Annotated in this window: 16 protein-coding genes and 1 pseudogene; 9 read left to right on the top strand and 8 right to left on the bottom strand. The window is 71.6% G+C overall.

Features of this window, described 5'->3' with window-relative positions:
- Positions 1-10: 10 nt before the first annotated feature.
- Positions 11-1030 (bottom strand): iron-siderophore ABC transporter substrate-binding protein, encoded by a 1020-nt coding sequence (locus tag D452_RS0106785; protein ID WP_017543398.1) that lies wholly within the window; start codon positions 1028-1030, stop codon positions 11-13.
- A gap of 163 nt (positions 1031-1193) precedes the next feature.
- Here D452_RS0106785 and D452_RS0106780 point away from each other — a divergent pair, with 163 nt between their 5' ends.
- The 3 genes and pseudogenes from D452_RS0106780 (at position 1194) to D452_RS27825 (ending at position 4197) form a co-directional block, all read left to right on the top strand.
- Positions 1194-2228 (top strand): FecCD family ABC transporter permease, encoded by a 1035-nt coding sequence (locus D452_RS0106780; protein ID WP_017543397.1) that lies wholly within the window; start codon positions 1194-1196, stop codon positions 2226-2228.
- Positions 2225-3319, top strand: a complete 1095-nt coding sequence (locus D452_RS0106775; RefSeq protein ID WP_017543396.1) for a FecCD family ABC transporter permease — start codon at positions 2225-2227, stop codon at positions 3317-3319. The genes D452_RS0106780 and D452_RS0106775 overlap by 4 nt, the downstream gene beginning before the upstream one ends.
- Positions 3320-3380: 61 nt before the next feature.
- A pseudogene (locus D452_RS27825) lies at positions 3381-4197 on the top strand (ABC transporter ATP-binding protein).
- Between the two features lie 41 nt (positions 4198-4238).
- On the opposite strand, the gene D452_RS0106765 reads toward D452_RS27825, so the two are convergent.
- Positions 4239-5117, bottom strand: coding sequence for an alpha/beta fold hydrolase (locus D452_RS0106765; protein ID WP_017543392.1), 879 nt, complete (start codon positions 5115-5117; stop codon positions 4239-4241).
- A 318-nt stretch (positions 5118-5435) separates the two neighbouring features.
- On the opposite strand from D452_RS0106765, the gene D452_RS0106760 reads away from it, so the two are divergent.
- The gene (locus tag D452_RS0106760) at positions 5436-7496 is read left to right on the top strand and encodes a BTAD domain-containing putative transcriptional regulator (protein WP_017543391.1); all 2061 of its coding nucleotides are present in this window, start codon (positions 5436-5438) and stop codon (positions 7494-7496) included.
- Between the two features lie 143 nt (positions 7497-7639).
- On the opposite strand, the gene D452_RS0106755 is transcribed toward D452_RS0106760, so the two are convergent.
- Genes D452_RS0106755 through D452_RS31665 form a run of 4 tightly spaced genes read right to left on the bottom strand, consistent with a single transcriptional unit; the run spans position 7640 to position 11511 of the window.
- On the bottom strand, positions 7640-8221 hold the full coding sequence (locus tag D452_RS0106755) for a GTP-binding protein (RefSeq protein ID WP_026129038.1): 582 nt from the start codon (positions 8219-8221) through the stop codon (positions 7640-7642).
- Positions 8222-8228: 7 nt separating this feature from the next.
- Positions 8229-8597 (bottom strand): DUF742 domain-containing protein, encoded by a 369-nt coding sequence (locus D452_RS27820; protein WP_017543389.1) that lies wholly within the window; start codon positions 8595-8597, stop codon positions 8229-8231.
- Positions 8594-9046 (bottom strand): roadblock/LC7 domain-containing protein, encoded by a 453-nt coding sequence (locus tag D452_RS0106745; protein WP_017543388.1) that lies wholly within the window; start codon positions 9044-9046, stop codon positions 8594-8596. The genes D452_RS27820 and D452_RS0106745 overlap by 4 nt, the downstream gene beginning before the upstream one ends.
- On the bottom strand, positions 9046-11511 hold the full coding sequence (locus tag D452_RS31665; protein WP_017543387.1) for a sensor histidine kinase: 2466 nt from the start codon (positions 11509-11511) through the stop codon (positions 9046-9048). The genes D452_RS0106745 and D452_RS31665 overlap by 1 nt, the downstream gene beginning before the upstream one ends.
- Positions 11512-12093: 582 nt before the next feature.
- On the opposite strand from D452_RS31665, the gene D452_RS31265 reads away from it, so the two are divergent.
- A complete protein-coding gene (locus tag D452_RS31265; protein WP_017543386.1) occupies positions 12094-12402 on the top strand; it encodes an SDR family oxidoreductase in 309 nt (102 codons plus the stop codon).
- Between the two features lie 494 nt (positions 12403-12896).
- On the top strand, positions 12897-13205 hold the full coding sequence (locus tag D452_RS0106730) for a 4a-hydroxytetrahydrobiopterin dehydratase (RefSeq protein WP_017543385.1): 309 nt from the start codon (positions 12897-12899) through the stop codon (positions 13203-13205).
- 439 nt (positions 13206-13644) lie between these two features.
- Here D452_RS0106730 and D452_RS0106725 read toward each other — a convergent pair whose 3' ends face one another.
- Positions 13645-15261 (bottom strand): AMP-binding protein, encoded by a 1617-nt coding sequence (locus D452_RS0106725; RefSeq protein WP_017543384.1) that lies wholly within the window; start codon positions 15259-15261, stop codon positions 13645-13647.
- A gap of 182 nt (positions 15262-15443) precedes the next feature.
- Here D452_RS0106725 and D452_RS0106720 point away from each other — a divergent pair, with 182 nt between their 5' ends.
- Together D452_RS0106720 and D452_RS0106715 are read left to right on the top strand one after the other, a co-directional pair.
- Complete coding sequence (locus D452_RS0106720) at positions 15444-16469, top strand: acyltransferase domain-containing protein (protein WP_017543383.1); 1026 nt, start codon at positions 15444-15446, stop codon at positions 16467-16469.
- A 306-nt stretch (positions 16470-16775) separates the two neighbouring features.
- On the top strand, positions 16776-17552 hold the full coding sequence (locus D452_RS0106715; RefSeq protein ID WP_083927463.1) for a DUF3626 domain-containing protein: 777 nt from the start codon (positions 16776-16778) through the stop codon (positions 17550-17552).
- Between the two features lie 500 nt (positions 17553-18052).
- On the opposite strand, the gene D452_RS0106710 is transcribed toward D452_RS0106715, so the two are convergent.
- The gene (locus D452_RS0106710; protein WP_017543381.1) at positions 18053-18622 is read right to left on the bottom strand and encodes a hypothetical protein; all 570 of its coding nucleotides are present in this window, start codon (positions 18620-18622) and stop codon (positions 18053-18055) included.
- A gap of 208 nt (positions 18623-18830) precedes the next feature.
- Between D452_RS0106710 and D452_RS0106705 the strand changes: the two genes are divergently transcribed.
- The gene (locus D452_RS0106705; protein WP_152498534.1) at positions 18831-19916 is read left to right on the top strand and encodes a hypothetical protein; all 1086 of its coding nucleotides are present in this window, start codon (positions 18831-18833) and stop codon (positions 19914-19916) included.
- Positions 19917-22060: the final 2144 nt, after the last annotated feature.

The following is a 22060-nucleotide window of genomic DNA, read 5'->3' as shown; positions in this document are numbered from 1 at the left end:
CCGCGCGCCCCTACACCGCCGGGTCCGCCCCGCCCGTCAGGGCCGCGGTGACGTCCTCGATGATCCGGTGGGCTCCGTGGTAGTTGGCCGACCCCCAGAAGTCGTAGTCCACCCGGTACAGCCGCTCGTCCTCGACCGCGCCCAGGTTGGCCCACAGTCCGCTGGAGAAGGTGGTGGGTGCGTCCGGGTATCCGGAACCGGCCAGGACGAACACCGCGTCACCGTCGGCCTGGTCGAGGTTCTCGTAACTGTGCGGGACGAAGTCGGTGTCGCCCTCGCCCTCCAGTTGGGAGTCGGGGCGGGCGAAGCCCAGGTCCGCCACGATCTGGCCCGGGAACGACTCCGGTGTCTCCAAACGGATCTCGGTGTCGCTCTGAAGACGTACCAGGGACAGCTCGGTCCCGGCCGGGTCCACCCCGGCCCCGGCCAGGTCGGCCCGGGCCCGTTCGATCGCGGCGTCATAGGCGGCCACCGCCTCCCCGGCCGCGTCCTCCGCGTCCAGGATCCGGGCGACCTCCTCCAGGTGACCGCGCCAGGAACCGGTCCCCTCCCACTCCACAAGGACCGTGGGCGCGATCGACTCCAGGTTGTCCAGCATCTGGGCCTGGGTGCCGTTCGGCGTGCTCACCCCGATGATGAGGTCGGGCGCGGCGTTGGCCAGCTCCTCGATGTTGACGTCGTCCTCCACGGGCGAGCTGGTCACCAGGGTCAGTTCGGCGCCGTCCGCGTCTTCGGGTAGGAAGGGAGCCAGACCCTGGTCGGCCTCACCGGGGGTGCCCATGGTGCCGACCGCGTCGTGACCCAACAGGGTCAGGGCAGCCAGGGTGGGGCGCCACAGTACGGCGATCCGCTCGGGGGAGTCGGGGATCTCCACGCTCCCGTTGGCGCCCTCGACGGTCCGGGTGCCGCCGGACCCACCGTCGGCACTTTCGTCGGAACCCCCGCCTCCGGAGCCGCAGGCGGTCAACGTCAGGGCCCCGGCCAGGGCGAGCACGCTCAGAGAGCGCGACGGGCGTGTGAGTTCGGGCATCTGAGGGGACCCTTCCGTGCGAACAGGATGTAGGTAAGGCTAACCTGTCCGGGTGGGTTTTGGCTGATTCCGACCAGGACCTCCGCGACGCTCCGCCGGTCCCACCACGGGCGAGCCTCTCCACAACACACCCAGCACACCCAGTAAGACGAACGGGGAACCCGTGGCCCTGCGCGCGCCCGCGCCATCGCGCCCCACCCTCACCAGACGCGTCATCCGCCCCATCGGCCTCATCATCGCCCTGGGCGTTCTCGCTGTCTGCGCGCTCCTCAGCATCACCGTCGGGGCCAAACCCATCCCCGGCGCCGACGTGTGGGCCGCCCTGACCGACTACGACGGCTCCTACGACCACGACGTCATCCGCACCCTGCGCGTCCCCCGCACCGTCATCGGGATCTTCGTCGGCGCCGCGCTCGGGCTGGCCGGTGCCCTCATGCAGGCCCTGACCCGCAACCCCCTGGCCGAACCCGGCATCCTCGGAATCAACTCCGGTGCCGCGGCGGCCGTGGTCGTGGCCGCCTTCGTCTTCGGCGCCAGCGGCTCCTCCCTGGTCTGGCCCGCCTTCCTGGGTGCGGCCATCGCCGCGATCGCCGTCTACGCCCTGGGCTCACGCGGCCGTGCCAGTGCCACCCCCGTGCGCCTGGCGCTGGCCGGAACGGCGCTGGCCGCCGTCCTCCAGGGGATCATCTACGGCGTCATCGTCCTCAACGACTTCGTCTTCGACCGCATCCGGTTCTGGCAGGTCGGCTCGCTGACCGGACGCGACCTCGACCTCTTCCTCCAGGTCGCCCCCTTCCTCGTCGTCGGCATCCTGGTGACCCTGGCCCTGGGCCCCTCCCTGAACGCCATGGCCCTGGGCGACGACCTCGCGGCCACCCTGGGCGCCAAGATCCCCCTGATCCGAGCCGGAACGGCCGTGGGCGTCATCCTGCTGTGCGGAGCCGCCACCGCCGCGGCCGGACCCATCTGGTTCGTGGGCCTGATCATCCCCCACGCCGCCCGCGTGATCACCGGCCCCGACCAGCGCTGGCTCCTGCCCTACGCGGCCGTCCTGGGCGCCATCCTGCTCACCGCCGCCGACACCGTCGGACGTGTCATCCTGCCCAGCTCCGAACTGGAGGTCGGCATCATCACCGCACTCGTCGGGGCGCCCCTGTTCATCGCCCTGGTCCGCAGCAGAAAGATGGCCCAGCTGTGAGCGACACCCTGACACACCCAGCCCGCACCGGCGCGCCCGAGCGCCTCACCCCGCGCGGCACCCGCGCCTGGCGCTCCCGAGGGGGCCGGGTGTCCTTCCTGCTGCGCCCGCGCACCCTCGTGATCAGCCTGATCCTGGTCGCCGTCACCCTGGCGACCCTGATCGTGTCGGTGGCGGTCGGCGACTACGAGATCCCGCTCTCGGCGGTGCCCGCCGCCCTCATGGGGTACGGGGAACGGCTCGACGTGTTCTTCGTGCAGGGGGTGCGCCTGCCCCGGGCGCTGACGGCCATCGGTGTGGGAGCCGCCCTGGGCATCGCCGGGGCCGTCTTCCAGAGCCTGTCGCGCAACGTCCTGGGCAGCCCCGACATCATCGGGTTCACCTCCGGTGCCGCCACCGGCGCCGTGGCCGCCATCCTCATCCTGGGCGCCGGACGGGTGGTGGTCTCCCTGGGGGCCATCGCCGGTGGTCTGATCACCGCCGGTGTCGTGTACCTGCTGGCCATGAAGAACGGTGTCCAGGGCTACCGGCTGGTCCTGGTCGGCATCGGCATCAGCGCCATGCTGGCCTCGGTGCGCGACTACCTCATGACCCGCGCCGAACTCACCGACGCCCTGGGCGCGCAGATCTGGATGATCGGCAGCCTCAACGGCCGGGGGTGGAGCGAGACCGCCGCCGTGTGGATCGGCCTGGTGGTGCTGGCCCCGGTGATCTTCGCCGTCGGGCAGCGCCTGCGCTTCCTGGAGCTGGGCGAGGACACCGCCCGGGGTCTGGGCGTGAACGCGCAGTCCACGCAGATCATCGCTCTGGCGGCCGCCAGTGCTCTGACCGGTGCGGCCATCGCCGTGGCCGGACCGATCGGCTTCGTGGCCCTGGCCGCGCCCCAGCTGGCGCGGCGCCTGACCCGCACCGGCGGTACCACCCTGGTCGGGGCCGCGCTCATGGGCGCCACGCTGCTGGTCCTGGCCGACCTCGTCGCCATGCGCCTGCTGGCCCCCACCCAGTTGCCCGTGGGTGTCGTCACCGCCGTCATCGGCGGCAGCTACCTCATCTGGCTGCTGTACACCGAATGGCGCGGCGGCCGGGCCTGACCGTCCGCGCCCCGCACCCTGATCCGAGCAGCCACCGCCGAGCCCCACCCGAAAGAGAACGATGACCGACGACGCCAGCAACCGCCTCTCGGGCCAGGACCTCACCCTGTCCTACGACCAGCGCGTCATCTCCCGCGACCTGGCCGTGCGCATCCCCGACAACTCCTTCACGGTCATCGTCGGGCCCAACGCGTGCGGCAAGTCGACGCTGTTGCGCGCGCTGTCGCGCACGCTCAAGCCGGCCCAGGGCAACGTGCTCCTGGACGGGCAGGTCATCAGCTCCTACCCGGCCAAGGAGGTGGCCCGCCGACTGGGCCTGCTGCCGCAGTCCTCCATCGCCCCGGACGGCATCGGTGTGGCCGACCTGGTGGCCCGGGGCCGCTTCCCGCACCAGAGCTTCCTGCGCCAGTGGTCCTCCCAGGACGAGGCCGTGGTCGCCGAGGCGATGGCGGCCACCGGGATCAGCGCGCTGGCCGACCGGTCCGTGGACGAGCTGNGGCGCCCAGCCCCAGCGGGTGTGGCTGGCCATGGTCCTGGCCCAGCAGACCCCGCTGCTGCTGCTGGACGAGCCCACCACGTACCTGGACATCGCGCACCAGATGGACATGCTCGACCTGTGCGCCGACCTGCACGCCGAGCAGGGGCACACCCTGGTCGCGGTGCTGCACGACCTCAACCACGCGTGCCGCTACGCCACCCACCTGATCGTGATGAAGGACGGTGAGATCGTGGCCGAGGGCGAACCCGCCACGGTGGTCACCGCCGACCTCGTGGAGAAGGTGTTCGGACTGCCGGTGCGGATCATCCCCGACCCCGAGACCCACACGCCGATGATCGTCCCGGTCGACCGCAGGGGCAAGGGCCGCGAGGGCCGCTGAGGGGTGCGTCCGGTCCGGTCGGACCGGACGCCGTCCCCCGCTCAGCGCGCCAGGAGACCGCGCAGGTGCGCCACCACCCCGGCCGGGTCCTGCTCGGCCATGAAGTGTCCGCTGCTCACCGTTGCGTGCTGTAGGTCGCTGGCCCACGCACCCCACAGCGCGGCGGCGTCGTACCCCAGGGCCGCGCCCCAGTCCTGCTGGAGCACCGTCACCGGCATCCGAAGACGCCGCTCCGCGGCCCGGTCGGCCGCGTCGTGCTCGACGTCGATCCCGGCCGAGGCACGGTAGTCGGCCACGATCGAGTCCACCGCCCCGGCACTGGCGTCCAGGTAGGCCCGGCGCACCTCGCCCGGGATCGCGCCGGGTTCGGTGGCCCAGGCGTCCAGGAAGTACCCGAAGAACTCCTCCGCGCTGGCGGAGATCATCCGCTCGGGCAGACCCGGGGGCTGGGCCATCAGGTACAGGTGGAAACCGACCGCGCCGCGCACCCCGCTCAGCGCCTCCCACATGTCCAGGGTCGGCAGCACGTCGAGGCTGGCCAGGTGCGTGACCACGTCGGGGTGGTCCAGGCCGGTGCGCACGGCCACCAACGCCCCGCGGTCGTGACCGGCCAGCGCGAACCTCTCGTGGCCCAGGGCCCGGGCCAGCTCCACCACGTCCGCGCCCATGGTCCGCTTGGAGTAGACCTCGGGTCCGGTCGCCTCGGGCTTGTCGCTGTCCCCGTAACCGCGCAGGTCAGGGCAGATCACCGTGTGGTCGGCCGCCAGGTCGGCGGCGACGTGCCGCCACATCAGGTGGGTCTGCGGAAACCCGTGCAGGAGCACCAGGGGCGGCCCCGACCCTCCGACCGCCACGTTCAGCGACACCTCGGGCGCCACTCGCACCCTCTCGTACTCGAATCCTTCGATGACCGGAGCCATACGTCCGCCTCTCACTCGTTCCTTCCGGGGGTGAACCCAGCCTGTCTCCCCCCGATGAGCAACCGATGAGCGACCGCGCGGGCTGGCGCACGGGTGGGCTCGGCCGTGGGACCACCCCCCGGGCCGTCCCGTGCCGCTCACGCGCGCCAGCGCCCGGCGGTCGGCACCCATCGGCCGTCGACCGTCACGATCGACACCTCCGTGCCCGGTCGAGCACGCCACGGGCCCCGCGCAACAGCGGCGGACCGGTCCGCGTCATCGCTGACCAGGCGGTACCTTGACCACGACGCACACGACCAACACGGGGGAGGGGTGCCGGTGCGGGTCGGCTTCGGGGTGCTCGGTCCCGTCACTGCCTGGGACGGGACCGGGGAGGAACTCGCGCTGCGCGGGCCGCGCCACCGCGCGGTCCTGGCACGGCTGATCCTCGCCCGCCGCCGCGTCGTGCCCGTCGACCTCCTCGTCGACGACCTGTGGGAGGGAGGCCCGCCCCCCGGGGCCACCAGCGCCGTGCGCACCTTCGTCGCCGCGCTCCGCCGTGCACTGGAACCCGACCGACCACCGCGCACCCCCGCCACCCTGCTCACCACTCGGGGCCCCGGCTACGCCCTCGACGCCGCCCCCGACACCGTCGACGCCTGGTTGTTCGAACAACGCCTCCAGCACGCCGGCGCCCTGCCTCCCCACCAGGCCCTGCCCCGACTCCAACAGGCCCTGGACCCCTGGCGCGGCCCCGCCTACGCCGACTTCCCCGAAGCCCCCTGGGCCCGCACCGAACGCGGCCGCCTGGCCGAACTGCGCCTGGGCGCCCTCGAACACCTCGCCCGCACCCGACTTGACTTGGGACTGGCCGCCCAGGCCGTCCCCGACCTGGACGCCCACGTGGCCGAACACCCCTGGCGCGAGGACGCCTGGCGGCTGCTGGCCCTGGCCCTGTACCGCACCGGACGCCAGGGGGACGCCCTGGGCGTGCTCCGCCGGGCCCGCTCCCTGCTCGTGGAGCAGTTGGGCGTGGACCCCGGCCCCGCACTACGCCGTCTGGAACAGGACATCCTGCGCCAGGCCGCCCACCTGGACTCCGACCCCTCGGGCGAGCCGCGTCCGCGCGGGACCGCCGCCTCCCCACAGCCCGGCCCGCCTTCCCACGGCCCCGGCTCGTCACGGCCCGCGGACGAGGGGCACGACCTCGGCGACCAGTTGTGGAACCGGGCGGCCGACGCCTACCGGCGCACCGTCACCCCGGGAGCGCGGGTCCGGCTCGAGTCCACCGTCAGCCTGTTGCGGGACCTCGCCGTCACCGGCCCCGAGGGGCTGCGTACCGCCCGCGCACAGCGCCTGGCCGCCGTCACCGCCGCCGAGGAACTCGGCGACCCCCTCCTGACCGCGCGGGTGATCGGGGCCTACGACGTCCCCGCCAACTGGACACGTGTGGACGATCCCGAACGCTCCGCCCGGGTGGTCGCCGCCGCCGAACGCACCCTGGCCGCCCTGCCCGACACCGGGCACGAGGGGGCCCGCGCCCGGCTGTCGGCCACCGTCGCCTTGGAGTCGCGCGGCACCCGTGGAGCACGGGGACCCGAGGCGGCCGCCGAGGCGGAGCGGCTCGCCAGGGACCTGGGCGACCCCACGCTGCTGGCCTTCGCGCTGAACGCCCGGTACATGCAGGCCTTCCACCGGGCCGGGCTGGCGCCCGAGCGCGACGCCCTGGGCTCCGAGCTCATCGCCCTGGCCACTCGGCACGACCTCGTCACCTTCCGGATCCTGGGCCACCTGATCCGGGTGCAGTCCCTGTCCGCGCTGGCTGACTGGTCGGGCGCCGACCACCACGACCGGGCCGCGCGGGAACTGGGGGAGCGCCACGAACGCCCGCTGACCGTGGTCTTCTCCCGCTGGTACCGGGCCCTGCGCGCCGCCGCTGATCCCCTGGGCACGTCAGAGAGCGCTCTCAGCGCCCTGGGCGACGCCTCCGCCGGGCTGAGGGGCGCGGGCATGCCCGGCCTCGAACACGGGCTGGAGCCCCTGGCTCTGCTGTGCCTGCGTCTGAGGCGCGGACTGCCCGCTCCCGCGGACGCCGACGCCGACTACGGCCCCCACGAACCCTGGGCCCGCCCTCACGTGCTGCTCGCCCGACACCGGACCGTCGAGGCCGCAAGCGCGCTGTCGCGGCTGCCGGAGCCACCGCGCGACCTGTTGCTGGAGGCCCGCTGGGCGCTGGCCGCCCGTGCCGCCGAGGCCGTGGGGGACCGCGCGGTGATGCGCCGGGCCCTGACCGAGCTCAGCCCGGCCGTCGGCGAGGAGGCCGGCGCGCAGACCGGGATGCTCACCCTGGGCCCGGTCGCGGACCACCTCGACTCCCTCCGGCGGGCTCTGCGCACCTGAACGGAACCTTCGGTACATTTGGGACTTCTTGGCTCCAGGGCCGGGGCTGGACCCTGAAAGTCTCAACCCTAAGGTGGAAGGTTGAACTTGAGGGAGAGCGTGGCTGGACGCCCCGGGCAGGGGCCGAAGCCCCCGCCACCCGGCTAGGCGCCCGACAACTCCAGACGCAACACCAACGACACCAGCTCCACCACGACCTCCTTGACGGACTCCCGCTCACGGGCGTCACACAACAACACCGGGACCCCCTCGGCCACGTCCAACGCCACCCGCACGTCCTCCGCACGATGCGTGCGCTGACCGTCGAAACAGTTCACCGCCACCACGAACGGCACCCCACGCGACTCGAAGAAGTCGATCGCGTCGAAGGAGTCCGCCAACCGGCGCGTGTCAGCCAGCACCACCGCGCCCAACGCCCCCTGCGCCAACTCCTCCCACATGAACGAGAACCGCCGCTGACCCGGTGTCCCGAACAGGTACACCACCGTCGACTCGTCCAACGTGATCCGACCGAAGTCCAACGCCACCGTCGTCGTGGTCTTGCCCTCCACCCCGTCCAGATCGTCCACACCCACGCTCTCGGAGGTCATCACCTCCTCGGTGTGCAACGACTCCACCTCACTCAACGCCGAGACCAGCGTCGTCTTGCCCGCCCCGAAACCACCCGCGACCACGATCTTCAACGTGTCCGGAACGGGACCACCCTGGGCCACAGAGCCCTCCATCAACACCTCACAACTCCCGGATGCGTTCCAGGACGGAACGCAACGTCCGCGCGTCCGGCCTCTCCCTCTCCCAGTCCGAGGTGTGCACCACCACCAGACCCTGATCCAGGAGATCGGCCAACAGGACCCGCAACACCCCCAACGCGAACCCCGAACGCGAAGCCACCTCCGCCACCGACACCGGGCGCGCACACACCGACAGGATCAGCTCCAACTCCGGGTCCACCTCCCGCCGATCCACCGACGGAACCGCCACCACCTGCGAAGTCATCGAGAAATCCGACCGCGAGGGACGCGTACGGCCCCCCGTCAACGAGTACGGGCGAATCAGACTCGATTCCCCCGACCACCCCTCCTCCGCAGGCACCGACCTCACCCCGCACCTCCCCGCCTCCGGGGCAGCGCCGACAGGTACGGACCCACCTGCCGCACCAGACGGTTCACCTCGAAGGCCGCCTGCCCCATGTCACACGAGGCCTCCGCCACCAACGCCAACTGCGCCCCCTGCCCAGCGGGCAGCACGAAGAAGAACACGTTGTCCATCTCCACCACGCACTGGCGCACCTCGGCCGCGCCCACCTGCGCACGAGCACCCCGCGCCAGACTCGCGAACCCCGACGCGATCGCCGCCAGCCGCTCACCCTCCTCGCGCTCCACGCCCGCCGAACACGACAGCAGCAACCCGTCCGCCGACAGCAACAGCGCCTGACGCGCCCCCGCCACCCTCTCCACCAGGTCACCCATCAACCAGTCCAGCCTCTGACCCGCGGACGCCCCGTCCACACCGCTCCGACCCTCAGCCGTGGTCCCAGCCGACACCGACATCACCCTTCCGCACTCTCACCGTGGTGCGCCCCCTGCTGTGGCGCACCCTCCGCCGCCTCCTCGCCGGTGGACGCCGCGCGTCCGCGCTCCGTTCCGGCCTGGAAGGCGCTCATCATGGACCTGATCTCCGACAGCGAACGCTGCCCGCCGGTGACCTGGACGGGCCCCGAACCGGACCCGTCGTCACCGGCCTCCGCCACCCCCGGGGCCGGGGGCGGGGTCGAGCGTCGACGCTGACGCACGGGCAACCCCATGTAGGTGTCCTCCGGGGCGGGGGAGGGGACGGGCCCGCCCGGCCCCTCCTCCCCGGGAACGGCCACGGACCGGGCACCCTCGGCGTCCGAACCCCCCTCGTCCGTGCCGCGATCCTCCGGGCGGACCCGGCGGGCCAGGGGCGGCGTACCGACGTTGGGGGCCACGGAGACGGCTCCAGCCGTGGGGGAGTGGCCCGCGGTCTCCTCGCCCGCGCCGCTGTGCCCGCCACGGTGATCGCCCCCCTCTCCAGCGACCTGCGGGCCCACCGACGCGACCCGCCGCATCGGCCCGGTCTGGTGGTCGCGCTCCACCAGCACCCGACCGGGAAGACGCACCAGCGCCTTCGTCCCCTGGTACGGGGAGGCCCGCAACTCGACCACGAACCCGTGCCGCGCCGCGATGGTGGCCACCACGAACAACCCCAGCTGCGAGTCCTCCCGCATCCGCGCCAGATCGAACCGGGGCGGCTCGGCCAGCAGCGCGTTCGAGGACTCCAGCTGGCCGACGGTCATACCCAGCCCCCGGTCCTCGACCTCCACCAGGAAGTCGCCGTCCTCCAGCGCCCGACCTCCCACGGACACCTCCGTTCCCGGGGGCGAGAACGACGCCGCGTTCTCCAGCAGCTCCGCGACCAGCCGTACCAGATCCGACCCCGCCTCCCCGGGCAGCGCCACCCGGGGAAGCGCCAGCACCCGCACCCGGGCGTAGTCCTCGATCTCGCTGGCCGCCGCTCGCACCGCCTCGTGCAACCCCACCGACGCCCCACCGGGACGTGAGGGACGGTCACCGCTGAGCAGCATCAGGTTCTCGGCGTTGCGCCGCATCTGCGTGCTGAAATGGTCGATCCGAAACAGCGACTCCAGCACCTTGGGATCGGTCTCGGTCCGCTCCAACCGGTCCAGCAGCGACAACTGCCGGTGCACCAGCGACTGCGTGCGCCGCGTGATGTTCCGGAACACGTTGCGCACCCCCGCCCGCACCTGGGCCTCCTCCACGGCCGCCACCACCGCCGCCCGCTGGGCGTCGTCGAACGCCTCCGCCACCTGCCCGAGCTCGTCACGCCGCCCGCCCGCCAACCGGGGCGCCTCGGCGTCCACGTCCACGCTCTCGCCCGCCCGCAGCCGAGCGGTCACCTGCGGGAGCCGGAACCGGGCGTGGTGCAGGGTGTGCGTACGCAGGTCCTGGAGACGGCGCCCGAGCCGCTGGGAGCCGGTCACCGCCACCACGACCGAGGCCAGGGCCACCGCCAGGGCGAGCACACTCACCAGCAGCACGCTCAGGAGCAGATCACGGGAGTGCGCGTGTCCGGCCTCCACGATCTGGTTCATCCGCGCGTGCTCGATGGCGCGCAGGCGCTCGTCGAGGGCTCCGGTGGCCTCGCTCCAGCTGCGGGAGTCGACCGGGACGCGGGTGTCGGGTCCGCCGGGGTTGCCGATGACGATGTCCTGGAGGTTGTACACCGAACGCTTCTGGGCGGAGCCGTTGAGTTCCTTGTAGTCCTGGCTGCGATGGCTGCCGGTGGCGGACTCCACCTGTGTCCAGGTGTGGCGCTGGGCGCCCGCGGCGGACGCGAACCGTGTGTGGGCCTGGGCCGTGAAGGAGTTGGTGGCCATGGAGTGCGCCAGGACGGCGTCCTGCTGGCTGAGGTACTCGCGGGAGCGCAACAGGGAGGTGAGCGAGCGCAGGTGGGGGGAGAGGGCGACGTCGGCGCGGTCGACCTGCGCGTCCCAGATCTCCAATCCGGACTCGATCATGCGGTTGTAGGGCTGGGCGGCCACTTCCAGGGCGTCGATCCCGGTGTCGAGGGTGTCGACCACCTCGGTGCGGTGGCGCTCCAACAGGTTGAGCTGGCTCTGGAGGGTGAGGACCTCGGCGGGCAGGTCGCCGCGGCCGAACCGGCCCAGCGTCCGGTCGAGGGCGAGAGCGCTCTCGTCGGTGGCGTCCCGGGCGGCTTCGAGCTGGTCGAGGGCGCTGCCCGTGGGCCGGTGGGCCACGCCCATGGTGGCGCGCCGTTCCCGCTGGAGGTGGGTGACCACGTCCACGACGGGCTGCCCGACCTCGTCGATGAAGGCCGTGGTGGCGTTCAGGTCGCGGATGTCGGTGGCCAGGACGGTGCTGAAGACCGCCCACAGGGCCAGCAGGGCGGTGCTGGGGAGGAGCACCAGGCTGACCATGCGGGCGCGAAGCGAGGAGCGCTTCTCGTTGGGCATGGGCTCGCTTCCGGGGGGAGTGGCGCGCGTGGCTGGTGGGGGCAGCCGGTGGGGGGAGGGGTGGAGTTTCCCAGAGCTAACCGCCCCGAGGGGGGATTTGCAAGGTTTCGTGGGTGGCCGGATGCGGATGTGACGGTAAGGATCCAGGTCATCTCGTGGGGTGCTGGGGGATGTGATGATCCGTGCCTTGTAAATCTACGTCGTAAAGGTGCCGTGCCCTTTCAGGGAAAGAACAACCCAAGAACACATAAGGAGCGGCTCACGCCGCACCGAACAACCAAGGGCTTCGCCCTGTGCCCCGTGTGGGGGAGGGATGTCCCCTGTGCGGTGGTGGTCCCACTTGAGGACGGGGGAGCGCGTACGTCCGGTTCCGGCCAATCACGGATTGGCCCCGAAACCGGCACCCTGCGTCACCAGTCCCGGGAACGCGTGCACCGCGACTGGGAGCGCGCTACCGAACGGGCGCGGGCCGACGTCGATCCGCGACGCTGCGCACGAACGCCTCCACCGCGCCGATGGGCCGTGGCCCGCCGCACTGCCGGAGGGGCGGGGCCGCCTCCCCCTTCACCCTGCGGCCTGGCCGTGGCTGCGCTGGAGCAGGGCATCACCGGCCTGGGCTCCGAGTACGTTCAGGAGAGCCAGCGCGTCCGCATCGGGAGATTCCGGCGGCGCGCTGTACAGCACGAGGTGCTGGTCGCGGTCCGCGGTGACATGATCGACATGTGGGAGGCGGCGAGCCCCGGCATCATCGAGCGGGCGACAGCGTCGATCCCGCTCGGCCGGATGGCGGAGCCCCACGAGGTCGCCGAAGTGGCCGTGTGGCTCCTCAGCGGTCGCGCGTCGATGGTGACCGGCGCGATCGTGCCGGTGGACGGCGGTGCGGGCGCCTGAGGGAGGAACCCCAGGCCCGCCGTGGCGGCTTCGCGCCGTATTCTCTCGTGGGCCGGAGCTTCCTGAAGGCCCACTGGGCGGCGCGGCAGCCGGGGCGAGGAGGTTCGCTCCAGGGTTGAGCGGTTGACCCTCACACGCTCACCGGTCGGTGGTGGGCGTGTGAGCAGCGCCCGTGGTGGGGCTGGGAGTGCAGGGGGCGGTGCGGTCCTTGCCACTCGACCGGTCCTTGCCTCGTAGGCGCACGCTGCCCTTGCGGGGCGAGGGTCGGGTGTCGGGGGCTCGCCACCCGGGGGAAGGGCTGGCCGGGGGTGAAGTGGGTCGGTGCGCTCCTCGTCCGTGCGCAGTGATCGACGACGGTGGGCGTGGAGCGTCGTGCGGGCCCAGTGTGGTCAGGGGCTCTCTGGGCCGTTCTGGGCGGCGAACGTTTGTTGAGGGTGGGGTCGGTGTGGGTAAGGGGCTGGCACGGACCGTGTGGTGAGTGTGTTGGGGGAGCGATGGCTGTTCTGAGTGAGGAAGAGATCCGGGACGGGTTGGGCCGACTGGTCGGTTGGGAGTGGGACACCGAGGGGGCGGCGATCCGTCGTTCCGTGCGGTTGGTGGGTTTCCTGGAGGCGGTGTCGCTGGTGAACGAGGTGGCGCAGGCCGCTGAGCAGGCAGGGCACCATCCGGACATCGACATCCGCTACGACACGGTCTCGTTGGCGTTGAGTACGCACGACGAGGGTGGGGTGACGGAGAAGGACATGGCGTTGGCGGCCCGGGTAAACGAGTTGGTGGAGGGGACCGCGCGGGTGGCGGAGTGACTTCCCGTCCGTGCGGGTGAGCGCGACGCCGGCCCGGGGGCTGCCTCAAGGGGCGGCTGCCTGGGCCGTTGTGTGTCCCGGGGTGGGCCGATCCGTTCGTCGGGCCGCTGACGGACCCACGTGGGGTGGTGGCGGGGGCACGCTCGCGGGGAGCGTGGGCGGGATCGGGGGCCAGGAGCGTGGGGACGGCTCCGTGCCCGTCTCGCCCGTCTCCTCGCAGCGGAGGGATCAGCGGCCGCGTGGTGGTGCGATCGGCTGCGCTGGTGGGGGTTCCCGGACGAAGATGTGCCACTCGTGCTGGGCCGCGGCGAGGGGGACGCGCGGTGGCGCGTCCGGTGCGCTCGCTCACTGTGGGTGTTCCCGTGGCGTCGCGGTGGGGGACCTCTGCCGTGCTGACCCTGGTAGGGCGCGGGCGGAGGTCGTGGCGGTGCCGTGGTGGTCAGCGTAGGCGGGCGCGGCGCATCTTTCCGGAGACGGTGCGGGGGAGTTCGTCGGTGAAGTCCACGGTGTGGGGTGCTGCGTGGGGGGCGAAGCGGGCGCGGACCCATTCGCGGAGTTCTTCGGCGAGTTCGGGGGTTGCGGTGTGTCCGGGTGCGAGGACGATGCGGGCGCCGACGAGGTGTCCGGCGAGGTCGTCGGGGATGGCGTAGACGCCGCTCTCCTCGACGGCGGGGTGGGTGTTGAGGACGGCTTCGACCTCGGTGGGGCCGATGCGGTAGCTGCGGGTGATGATGGCGCCGTTGTCGCGGGTGGAGAAGTGGAGGTTGCCTTGGCGGTCCATGATGCCGGTGTCGCCGGTGAGGTGGTAGGTGCGTTCGGGTGAGAAGCGGATGTCGATGGTGTTCTCGTAGCCGAGGTAGCCGTCGAACCAGTCGAGGGGGCTCTGGGCGCGGTCGATGGCGATGCGGCCGTAGGCGCCCAGGGGGGCGGGTTCGTCGGTGAGGGCTTCGAGGACCTGGATGTTCCAACCGGGGAGTGCGGGGCCGATGGCTCCTGGGGGTGTGGTGGTGGCGGGGTCGGGGAGGTCGCCGTTGGGGAGTCCGGCGCACCAGCCGAGTTCGGTTTGGCCGTAGTGGTCGCGGACGGGGACGCCGAAGAGGTCGGTGGCCCAGTCGATGACGTCGGGGGAGAGGGGTTCTCCGGCGCTGGCCATGCGTTGGACGACGATCTCGGGCGGGAGGGTTTTGGTGGCGGCGCGCAGGGTGCGGTAGGTGGTGGGGTCGGAGGCGAAGTTGGTGACCTGGTAGAGGCCCAGGACGTCGAGGGTGAGTTCGGGGTCGAAGAATCCGGCGCGTAGGGCGAGGGAGTTGTGTCCGGCGAGGAGGGGGGAGATGAGGCCGTGGTAGAGGCCGTAGGCGGAGCCGGGGTCTGCGGTGTTCCAGTAGACGTCGTCTTCGTCCACGCCGAGGCCGAAGTGGTGGTAGGCGTGCATGGCGGACAGGGCGCGGGCGGGGACGCGGACGCCTCGGGGTGGGCCGATGAGGTTGGAGACGTAGACGGTGGCGATGTCGCCGTTGCCGGTGGTGGTGTGGGGGGTGGTGTGTGGGGGGTGTTGGCTGAGGGTGGTGAGGGTGTGGTCGCCGTCGCGGAGGGGTTGGGGTCCGGTGGTGGCGATGGTCCAGGTGGGGTGGGTGGGTGTGTGGGGGTTGGGGTCGAGTTTGGTGCGGTATTCGTCGGCGCTGATGACGAGGCTGGTGTTGGAGTCGGTGAGGCGTTGGGTGATGGCGGAGGGGGCGAAGGAGGAGAGGAGGGGGACGAGGACGGCGCCGAGGCGCCAGATGGCGAGGGCGGTGACGGTGAGGTCGATGCCTTTGGGGATGAGGGTGGCGATGCGGTCGCCGGGTTGGATGCCGAGGTGGGTGAGGCCGGTGGCGAGGGTTTGTGAGCGTTCGCGGAGTTGGCCGTAGGTGAGTGTGGTGGGTTCGAGGGTGGGGCCGATTTCGGTGGTGGCGATGGTGTCGGGGTCGTGGCGGTCGCAGAGGAGGTGGGCCACCGACGTGGTGGGGGTGTCGTAGGTGGCGATCCAGTCGCGCAGGAGTTGCGCTGGGTCGGACATCGGTGGTGTTCCTCGTTTTCGGTGGGTGTGGTGTTGCTTGGTGGGTTACTACAACACTATGCGCACCTGGTGTGGTGTTGTGGGTCTGGTCTCATCGGTGGGTGGGGCGGGGGTGGTTTTGCGGTGTTTGGGGTTGGTGTGCTTCTTCCCTTGGGGTGGGTGGGGGCGACAGGATGTGTCGCATGGACAGTGCGCGTGTGGTGGATCGGTTCGGGCTTGACGCGGGTGTGCGGGAGTGGTTGGAGGCCTGCGAGGGGTTGCCGGAGCCGGGGGTGGGGTTGAGGGTGCCCTCGGGGGCGGAGGCCGCCGAGGTGTTGGACATGTTCGTTCTGGCCGGGGACGACCGTGCGGAGCTGGAGGCGCTGTGGCCGGGGGCGCCGGGCGTGGACGGCGGGTGGCCCGAGGAGCTGTGGCACCTGGTGGGGTGCATGTACCGGCGGTTGTGGGCGGACGCGGATCTGCCGGTGGGGGTGTGGCGTCCCTGGCCGACGCTGGTGGAGGCTGAGGACGCCCGGGTGCGGGTGGCGTCGTTGTGGGCGTTCGTGGCGATGGTGCCCGAGCAGCTTCGGCGGCATGCGCTGCGCGGCATCGACCGGTCGGTGACGGTGGCGTCCCTGGCGGACGTGGGTGTGCAGGTGCGGCGGTCGCGTTGGTTGTTCGGTCGGTTGAGTGTGGAGACGGCGGCGTGGGTGGCGGCGCAGTTCCGTGGCCGGTTGTTCTGGGTGGGGGGTCTTCAGCTGGAGCCGGCGCTGTTGGGGGATCAGGGGCCGGTGCGCTGGTATTCGGAGGAGGAGGCCGCGGCGATGGGTGCGGGGTTGGCTCCGGGTGATCCGGTGCTGCGGTTGCACATCCCTTCGGGGGGGTTGGATCCGGACGCGGTGAGTGAGGCGTTGGCGTTGGCGGGTCCCTTCGCGCGGGAGCAGTTGGGGGTGGACGCCCGGGTGGCCACGTGCACGTCGTGGCTGTTGGATCCGTGGTGGGAGCGGGCGTTGGGGGAGGGGTCCAACATCGTGCGGTTCCAGCGCAGGTTCACGTTGGTGGGCGAGGGGGCGCCCGGGGAGGGTGACGTGTTCCGGTTCGTGTTCGGGATGCCTCGGGTGGAGGTGGAGCGTGCGCCGCGTCGGACCCGGTTGGAGCGTGCGGCGTTGGAGCGGTTGGAGTCGGGTGCGGGGTTGAGGGTGTGTACGGGGTGGTTGCGGCTGCCGTGAGCCGCGGCGGGTGCGGGGGTCCACCTTGGGGTGGGCCCCCGTTTGTGTGGGGTGGATGCCTGTCCGGTCTGTTCCCGGGGTCGGGCGGGGTGGGTTCTCGGTGCCGTCACGGTGGGCCCGCAGGCCTGACCTGGGTGGGGTGAAAACAGGTGGGTGTTCGGTGGTGCGGGGGGCATGATCGGGCCCATGAGCGTGTGCGGGTGTGGTGGGGGATGTGACCCGGGTGCGGGTCGGCGGGCGGCGCTCCGGGCATTGGCGTGGGTGCGGGAGCGGTCCTGGGGCGGGGGGTTCGCCGAGGGGTGGTCGGTGACGTTGAACTTCCATCCGGACCGGTTGGTGGGCGGGTCCACGGTGTTGGAGCGGATGGCGGTGGAGGGGGTGTACCGGTCGCAGTTCGTGACGGGGATCGGGAACGGGGGGCTGACGGCGTTCGAGGGCGGGGATCGTTGGCGGTGGGAGAGCCGGATGTTCGGTGGGGCCTACGACCGGGCGCCGGTGTGTGCGCGGCCGGTGTACGGGGCGTTGGACCGGTCCGGGAGCGGGGTGGGTGCGGCGCCGCGGTTCGGGTCGTGTTTCTTCCGGTTGGGGGCGCCGGTGGCGGGGCGGACGACGTTCTGTTATCCGGACAGCACCTTCGAGCCCTCGGCGTTCGGGGTGGGGGAGCGGATGGGGTTGGTGGACCTGGCGTGTGCGGCCCGGGGTGGTGGTCGGGACGTGTTGGACGAGTACGTGGAGGCGCAGGTGCACTGTCCGGTCCGGTGGGGCGCGGACGTGGTCGCGTTGGTGTTGGATCCGAGTTTTCGCGGGACTCGGGTGGAGGAGGCGGCGGGGCGTTTGGGGTGTGCGGTGTCCTGGCACGGCGGGTTCCGGTTGGGGGTGGAGGAGTTGCGTCGGCATCCCGGTTTTCGGGGGCGGGAGGTCGTGGAGGTGGGGGAGATGGTCGCGGTGCGGGGGAGGTTGACGCCGGGCGTGATCGGTGAGGCGGCGCGGTCGGGGCGGTTCGACCCGAGGACGTTGAAGCGGGTGTGGCACTGTCTGGCCCGGTTCGGTGCCCCTGGTGGTGCTGGCGGTGGTTCGGGGTGAGGGTGCGTGCTCAGGCGGGAGGGTTTGCGCCACACGGACACGAGTGAGCGGCTGTGGGCGGTGAAGGGGTTCTCGTGGAGGTCGGCTCAGCGTTCGTGGGGGCAGGCCCGCGAGCTGGGCCGTGAGGTCGAGTTCGCTGGGCCTGAGGTAACGGTGGGTCGGGGGGTGAAGGTGTCGACACCGCTGTGGTCCGGGTCGATGTGGAAGGGGCGTGCCCGCTCGGCCGGGTGGGAGTTGTTGGAGGTCGGGGACCTCGACCTCCAGGGCGAACGTCCGCCGGGGGTGGGCGAGGCGCGGGTGCCATGGGCGCGGTCGGTGAGGGCGTCGACGGCGGGTTGGAGGGCCTGGCAAGAAGTCGGGGGCGGAGGCGGCGTCGTGGCCTCGGGCCCGTCGGTGTTCCCCACGTTATCGACCATGTGTGCCCGGGGAGCCTCGGGGCGCTGGATGTGGCCAGGGGTTTTCGGGGGTGCGGAGCGCGGGAGGCTGGGCTGGGGTCGAGTTCAGTCGGGGTGGGTGTCCCAGGCGGCGCGGGCCCGTTCGAGGTCGATGTCGCGGCCCAGAGCGGGCAGGGCCCGGTAGGTGCTCAGGAGCGCGGCGGTGACCAGCAGTGCCCACAGGGCCAGGGCGCCGCACCACGCGGGCAGCGGAGACAGCAGTGGGGCGGTGCAGGCCAGGAAGGTCAGGGCCGTGGGGGAGACCCAGTCTCGGCCGGTGGGGAAACCCTGGCGCGCCCGGGTGGTGGAGACCATGACGGGGAGCATGGCGATGGTGCCGATGATGAGGCCCGGGGTGGCGGCCAGGGGTGCGATCAGAGCCAGGGCCCACCAGGGCAGCCAGGGGCTCAGGGCCCACAGGGTGGTGGTCGTGGCGGCCAGGGCGACGGCGAGGCCCAACACGACCAGGGGGAGTGGTAGACCTCGGGGGTGTGGGGCGGGCTGACCGGGGCCTTGGGGCTCGGACGCGTCGTGGGTCAGTGACTGGGCCGCGGTCAGGGTGCGGCGCAGCGACAGTGCGGACAGGTACTGGTTCCTGTGGGGGTGGTCGCCGTGGGCGTTCGAGCTGTCGTCCATGACCTGCCGTTGCTCGTGGTGGGGGTGTGACGTTCAGGGTGCGAGGCCGCGCGGCCGTTGGCGGTGGGGACCGCGGGGCGTGTGTTCGAGTGTAGGAGCGTCGGCCGGTCCTGCTGGGCGCACGGGCGTGAGGTGGGGGAAGGGGTGCGAACCCGGCGACGGGGGTGCGCATCGGACCCAGGGACCCCACTCGTGAGGAGCACCGACGTTGAGTACCGACCCCGATCCCGCTGCGGAGAACCCGAGGAACCACCTGGGCGTGGGCCTGGACTCGCAGGAGCGTCCCGGGTGGGCTGCCGCGGCGGAGGGGGCGCTGGTTCGCGACACCGCACCGTCGGGGACGGGGGCGGTGTGGATTCTGGTGCTGGTGCCGCTGTGGTCGTTGTTGATCCCGGTCGCGGTGGTGCTGGGCCTGCTGGGCCTGACCCATGAGGACGGTGTGAGCGCCCTGGTCGGGTTGGTTGGCATCTCGGTGACTGTGGGGTCCCTGTGCGGGTTTCGCGCGTGGATGCGGCGGCAGGGGGCGGCGCGTTCGTGGGAGCTGCCGTTGGTGGTGCTGACGGCCGTGGTGGTCGGTGTGCTGGTGGGGATCCTGCGGCTGGAGTGGGGGGTGGCGGAGCAGCTCACCCCGGTGGCGTCGGTGTTCTGGTGTCTGGTCCTGGCGTATTCGGGTGCGGCTGTGGTGTGGGCGATGCGCCCCGGAGTGAGGCGGGTGGTGGTCGCTGTTGGTGTGGTGGTGGCGTTGTGTGCCGTGGTGACGGGGGTGGCCTGGTGGCAGGAGCGCGTGGAGGACGTGCGGGAGAACCAGGAACTGGGGCGGGAGGTGGCCGCTGTGGAGTCTCCGATCGCGGCCTTGGAGGCTCCGGGGTGGGAGCCGGTGGCGGTCCATGTGCAGGACGACCAGGTTCCGGTGAAGATCACCTACGAGCCTTCGCGCGGGGTGGTGCGGGAGGAGGGGTTCCATCTGGAGGTGAGCACGGTCGTGGAGGACGCGGGGGAGCCGGGGGAGTCCGGGCTTCCCTTCTGGGTCAGGTGTTCGGAGGGTGAGGAGGATGGGTGCGAGCGGCACGGATCGGTGATGGTGTTCGACGGCTCCGATGAGTCCATCCCCTCGATGAACGCGTTGGTGGAGATCGAGGACGGTGTCCTGGCGTACCTGACGGCGCGTGTACCCCAGTCGAAGGACGGGGCTCCGGAGATGGAGATGCCCGATCTGGACATGGTGGAGTTGGCCGCACAGGTGCGGGGGCTGGAAGGCGAGGAAGCGCAGGGCGTGGTGGAGGAGGTGCTGTGAGCGGTGCTGGGCCGGGCGGGGCCGCATCAGGGCCGCTGCATGAGGGCCCTGGGGGCTCGCGGGTGAAGGTCCGCACGGCCAAGCGGTCGGGGGGCAGGTCCGCGGGTTGTGGTGGGTGCGGCTCGGACGGTGCCCTGCCGGGGAGGGCGGGACCGGAGTTCGGGCGGCTCGACGGGGCTGGGGGACCGCGGTGGGTGGTCGGGGTCCGGGACTCGAACCCTTCTGATGCGTGAAGTAGCCGAGCGGGGTGCTCGACCCGAGACGGGAACAGCGGAAGGGGAGGCCACGGTGACAGGTGCCGGATGCGTCGTGGCGTGGGGCGGGCGGGTGCGTTCAGTGGTCGCGTGAGCACGATTCGTGTGCGCGAGCGGCCCCTTGAGGGGCTGTCGAGATGCGAGTGGCCGAACGGGGTCGGGGCGTGAATCGGGTCGTCGGGGGCGTGGGCGGGCAAGGCAGGGGCGGTTCGGCGGATTTTCCCGTTTCTTGGGCGCCCAGGGCGTGTTGGTGGTTGCGGGGAGCCCTTAACCAGCTCTACTTGACATAATGTGCATTATCGGCGATACGGGAATGCCTGTGGGGAAGGGGTTCTCGTGCCGTGGGCTGTCTCTGGGGCCCTGGGGCGCAGTACCGGGCCACGGTGGGTGCCGAGGATCGCTCTCGAGGTCGGTGTGGGCGAACCTGAGGATTGGCACTGGGGCGCTGGGATCGCGAAGAGTTCAGGAACGGGCCCAGGACGCCGAACACCGAGCGGGCTTGCGCATCGCGTTGGGCGGGACGCGTTGTCCACAGGTGGCTCGGTGGGCACTGGCGGACCTGGGCGTTCTCGGGTTAGCGTCGATTCGGGGGTGCTGTGGGCGCTCGCTGGCGGAACCTGACGCCCCCGAATTCGAGCTTGCGCCACACAGGCCCGCACAGACAACTCCCAGGGCAGTTGCCTGTGGACAACCACGCCGCGCGGACTCGCCCCACCACACTGCCCCCTGGCGGGTCGCCGTTGGATCCGCTTTAGCGTCCGCGCGTTCCCCGGCTTCACGTGCCGGTTCCTCACGCCCTCAGTTCGGCCCAAGTTCGGCCCACTCGCCTACCTCTGGTGCTCTGGCCTGGGGTTTGTCTGTGCAGGGCAGTCTCGTCAGGGCCTGGCGTTGGTCCGCGTGTGCGTGCACGTTGGTTGACCACTGGTTTCTCGCCAACAGGTGGAAGGCGGGCCGGAGCCCCTTCTGGCTGCCGACCTCTCGATGTTTCATGCATAAACGGTGTTATGCATCCTTTTGGGGTTGTTTGACGACACATGACCGAGATGACTTGCATTGAGTCTCGTGTCGGGTTTTTCGTTCGCGCTCTCCACTCCTCGGCCTCTGGCCTCGGCGACTCCCGCCCATCGAACACCTGTTCCCTTTCCTGGTGGCTGGTGGCGAGATGAACACCTGTACGAATGGAAGTGCCACTCCCCTGGTCGAGCGAGGGACGACGTTGGGCGTGGTTCCCATGGGACCTCGAGAGAAGCACCCACTCCCCTGGCCGGAGGTCGCAGCCCCACGGGAATCTCCCCACTCCTGCGGCGACCCTGACCGAGACGACCAGCAGGCCGCCGACGGTCATCAGGCCCGACGTCCAGAGCGGGAGGGGAAGGCCGAACACGGCGACCATGGCGAGCGAGAACCAGGAGCCCGCCGTCACCGCTCCCCCGGTGTCGTGCTCATGCCCCCCAGGTCGGCGCCACGTCGGACCGGCTGGACGTGCGTAGACACCCGACGAAAGGGGCGTCCTCCCCCACCGCCGAGTACCAGTCCGCGTCGGCCGCCACCGGCCCGGTACGGCCGGACCGCTCCCGGTCGCGTCCCCACTCCCCCCGTCCACCGGGACAGCGAAGCGTCGTCGATCTCGCGTGCGGGTGCGCTCCGTGCATGTCGTGGAGGTCCGCCGTGGCGGTGTCGAACAGGGGGCGTGCCCGCGCAGATGTGGATGCCCCGGTCCAGGACGCGGTGGGGTCGGGTGCCCATCTCGGTGGACAGGGTGTTCGAGGTGAGTGGGGTCGGTGGGGTTGGTGCGGCGGGTTCGGGGTGGGTCTGGGGGCGCGGACAGGGCCGGGATCGGGAATGCTGGGGGCATGAGTGGTGATGCGGTGTCGGTGGAGCGGGCGATCG

It is taken from the genome of Nocardiopsis prasina DSM 43845, from assembly GCF_000341265.1.
GTDB classification, from domain to species: Bacteria; Actinomycetota; Actinomycetes; order Streptosporangiales; family Streptosporangiaceae; genus Nocardiopsis; species Nocardiopsis prasina.
This window is presented reverse-complemented; position numbering and strand designations above follow the sequence as displayed.

Coding starts and splice junctions, on each gene's coding strand:
- D452_RS0106745 (WP_017543388.1), bottom strand. CDS start 9,046: ATGTCGGTGTCGGCTGGGACCACGGCTGAGGGTCGGAGCGGTGTGGAC.
- D452_RS0106730 (WP_017543385.1), top strand. CDS start 12,897: ATGGCTGTTCTGAGTGAGGAAGAGATCCGGGACGGGTTGGGCCGACTG.
- D452_RS0106765 (WP_017543392.1), bottom strand. CDS start 5,117: ATGGCTCCGGTCATCGAAGGATTCGAGTACGAGAGGGTGCGAGTGGCG.
- D452_RS0106720 (WP_017543383.1), top strand. CDS start 15,444: ATGGACAGTGCGCGTGTGGTGGATCGGTTCGGGCTTGACGCGGGTGTG.
- D452_RS31665 (WP_017543387.1), bottom strand. CDS start 11,511: ATGCCCAACGAGAAGCGCTCCTCGCTTCGCGCCCGCATGGTCAGCCTG.
- D452_RS0106785 (WP_017543398.1), bottom strand. CDS start 1,030: ATGCCCGAACTCACACGCCCGTCGCGCTCTCTGAGCGTGCTCGCCCTG.
- D452_RS0106725 (WP_017543384.1), bottom strand. CDS start 15,261: ATGTCCGACCCAGCGCAACTCCTGCGCGACTGGATCGCCACCTACGAC.
- D452_RS0106755 (WP_026129038.1), bottom strand. CDS start 8,221: ATGGAGGGCTCTGTGGCCCAGGGTGGTCCCGTTCCGGACACGTTGAAG.
- D452_RS0106710 (WP_017543381.1), bottom strand. CDS start 18,622: ATGGACGACAGCTCGAACGCCCACGGCGACCACCCCCACAGGAACCAG.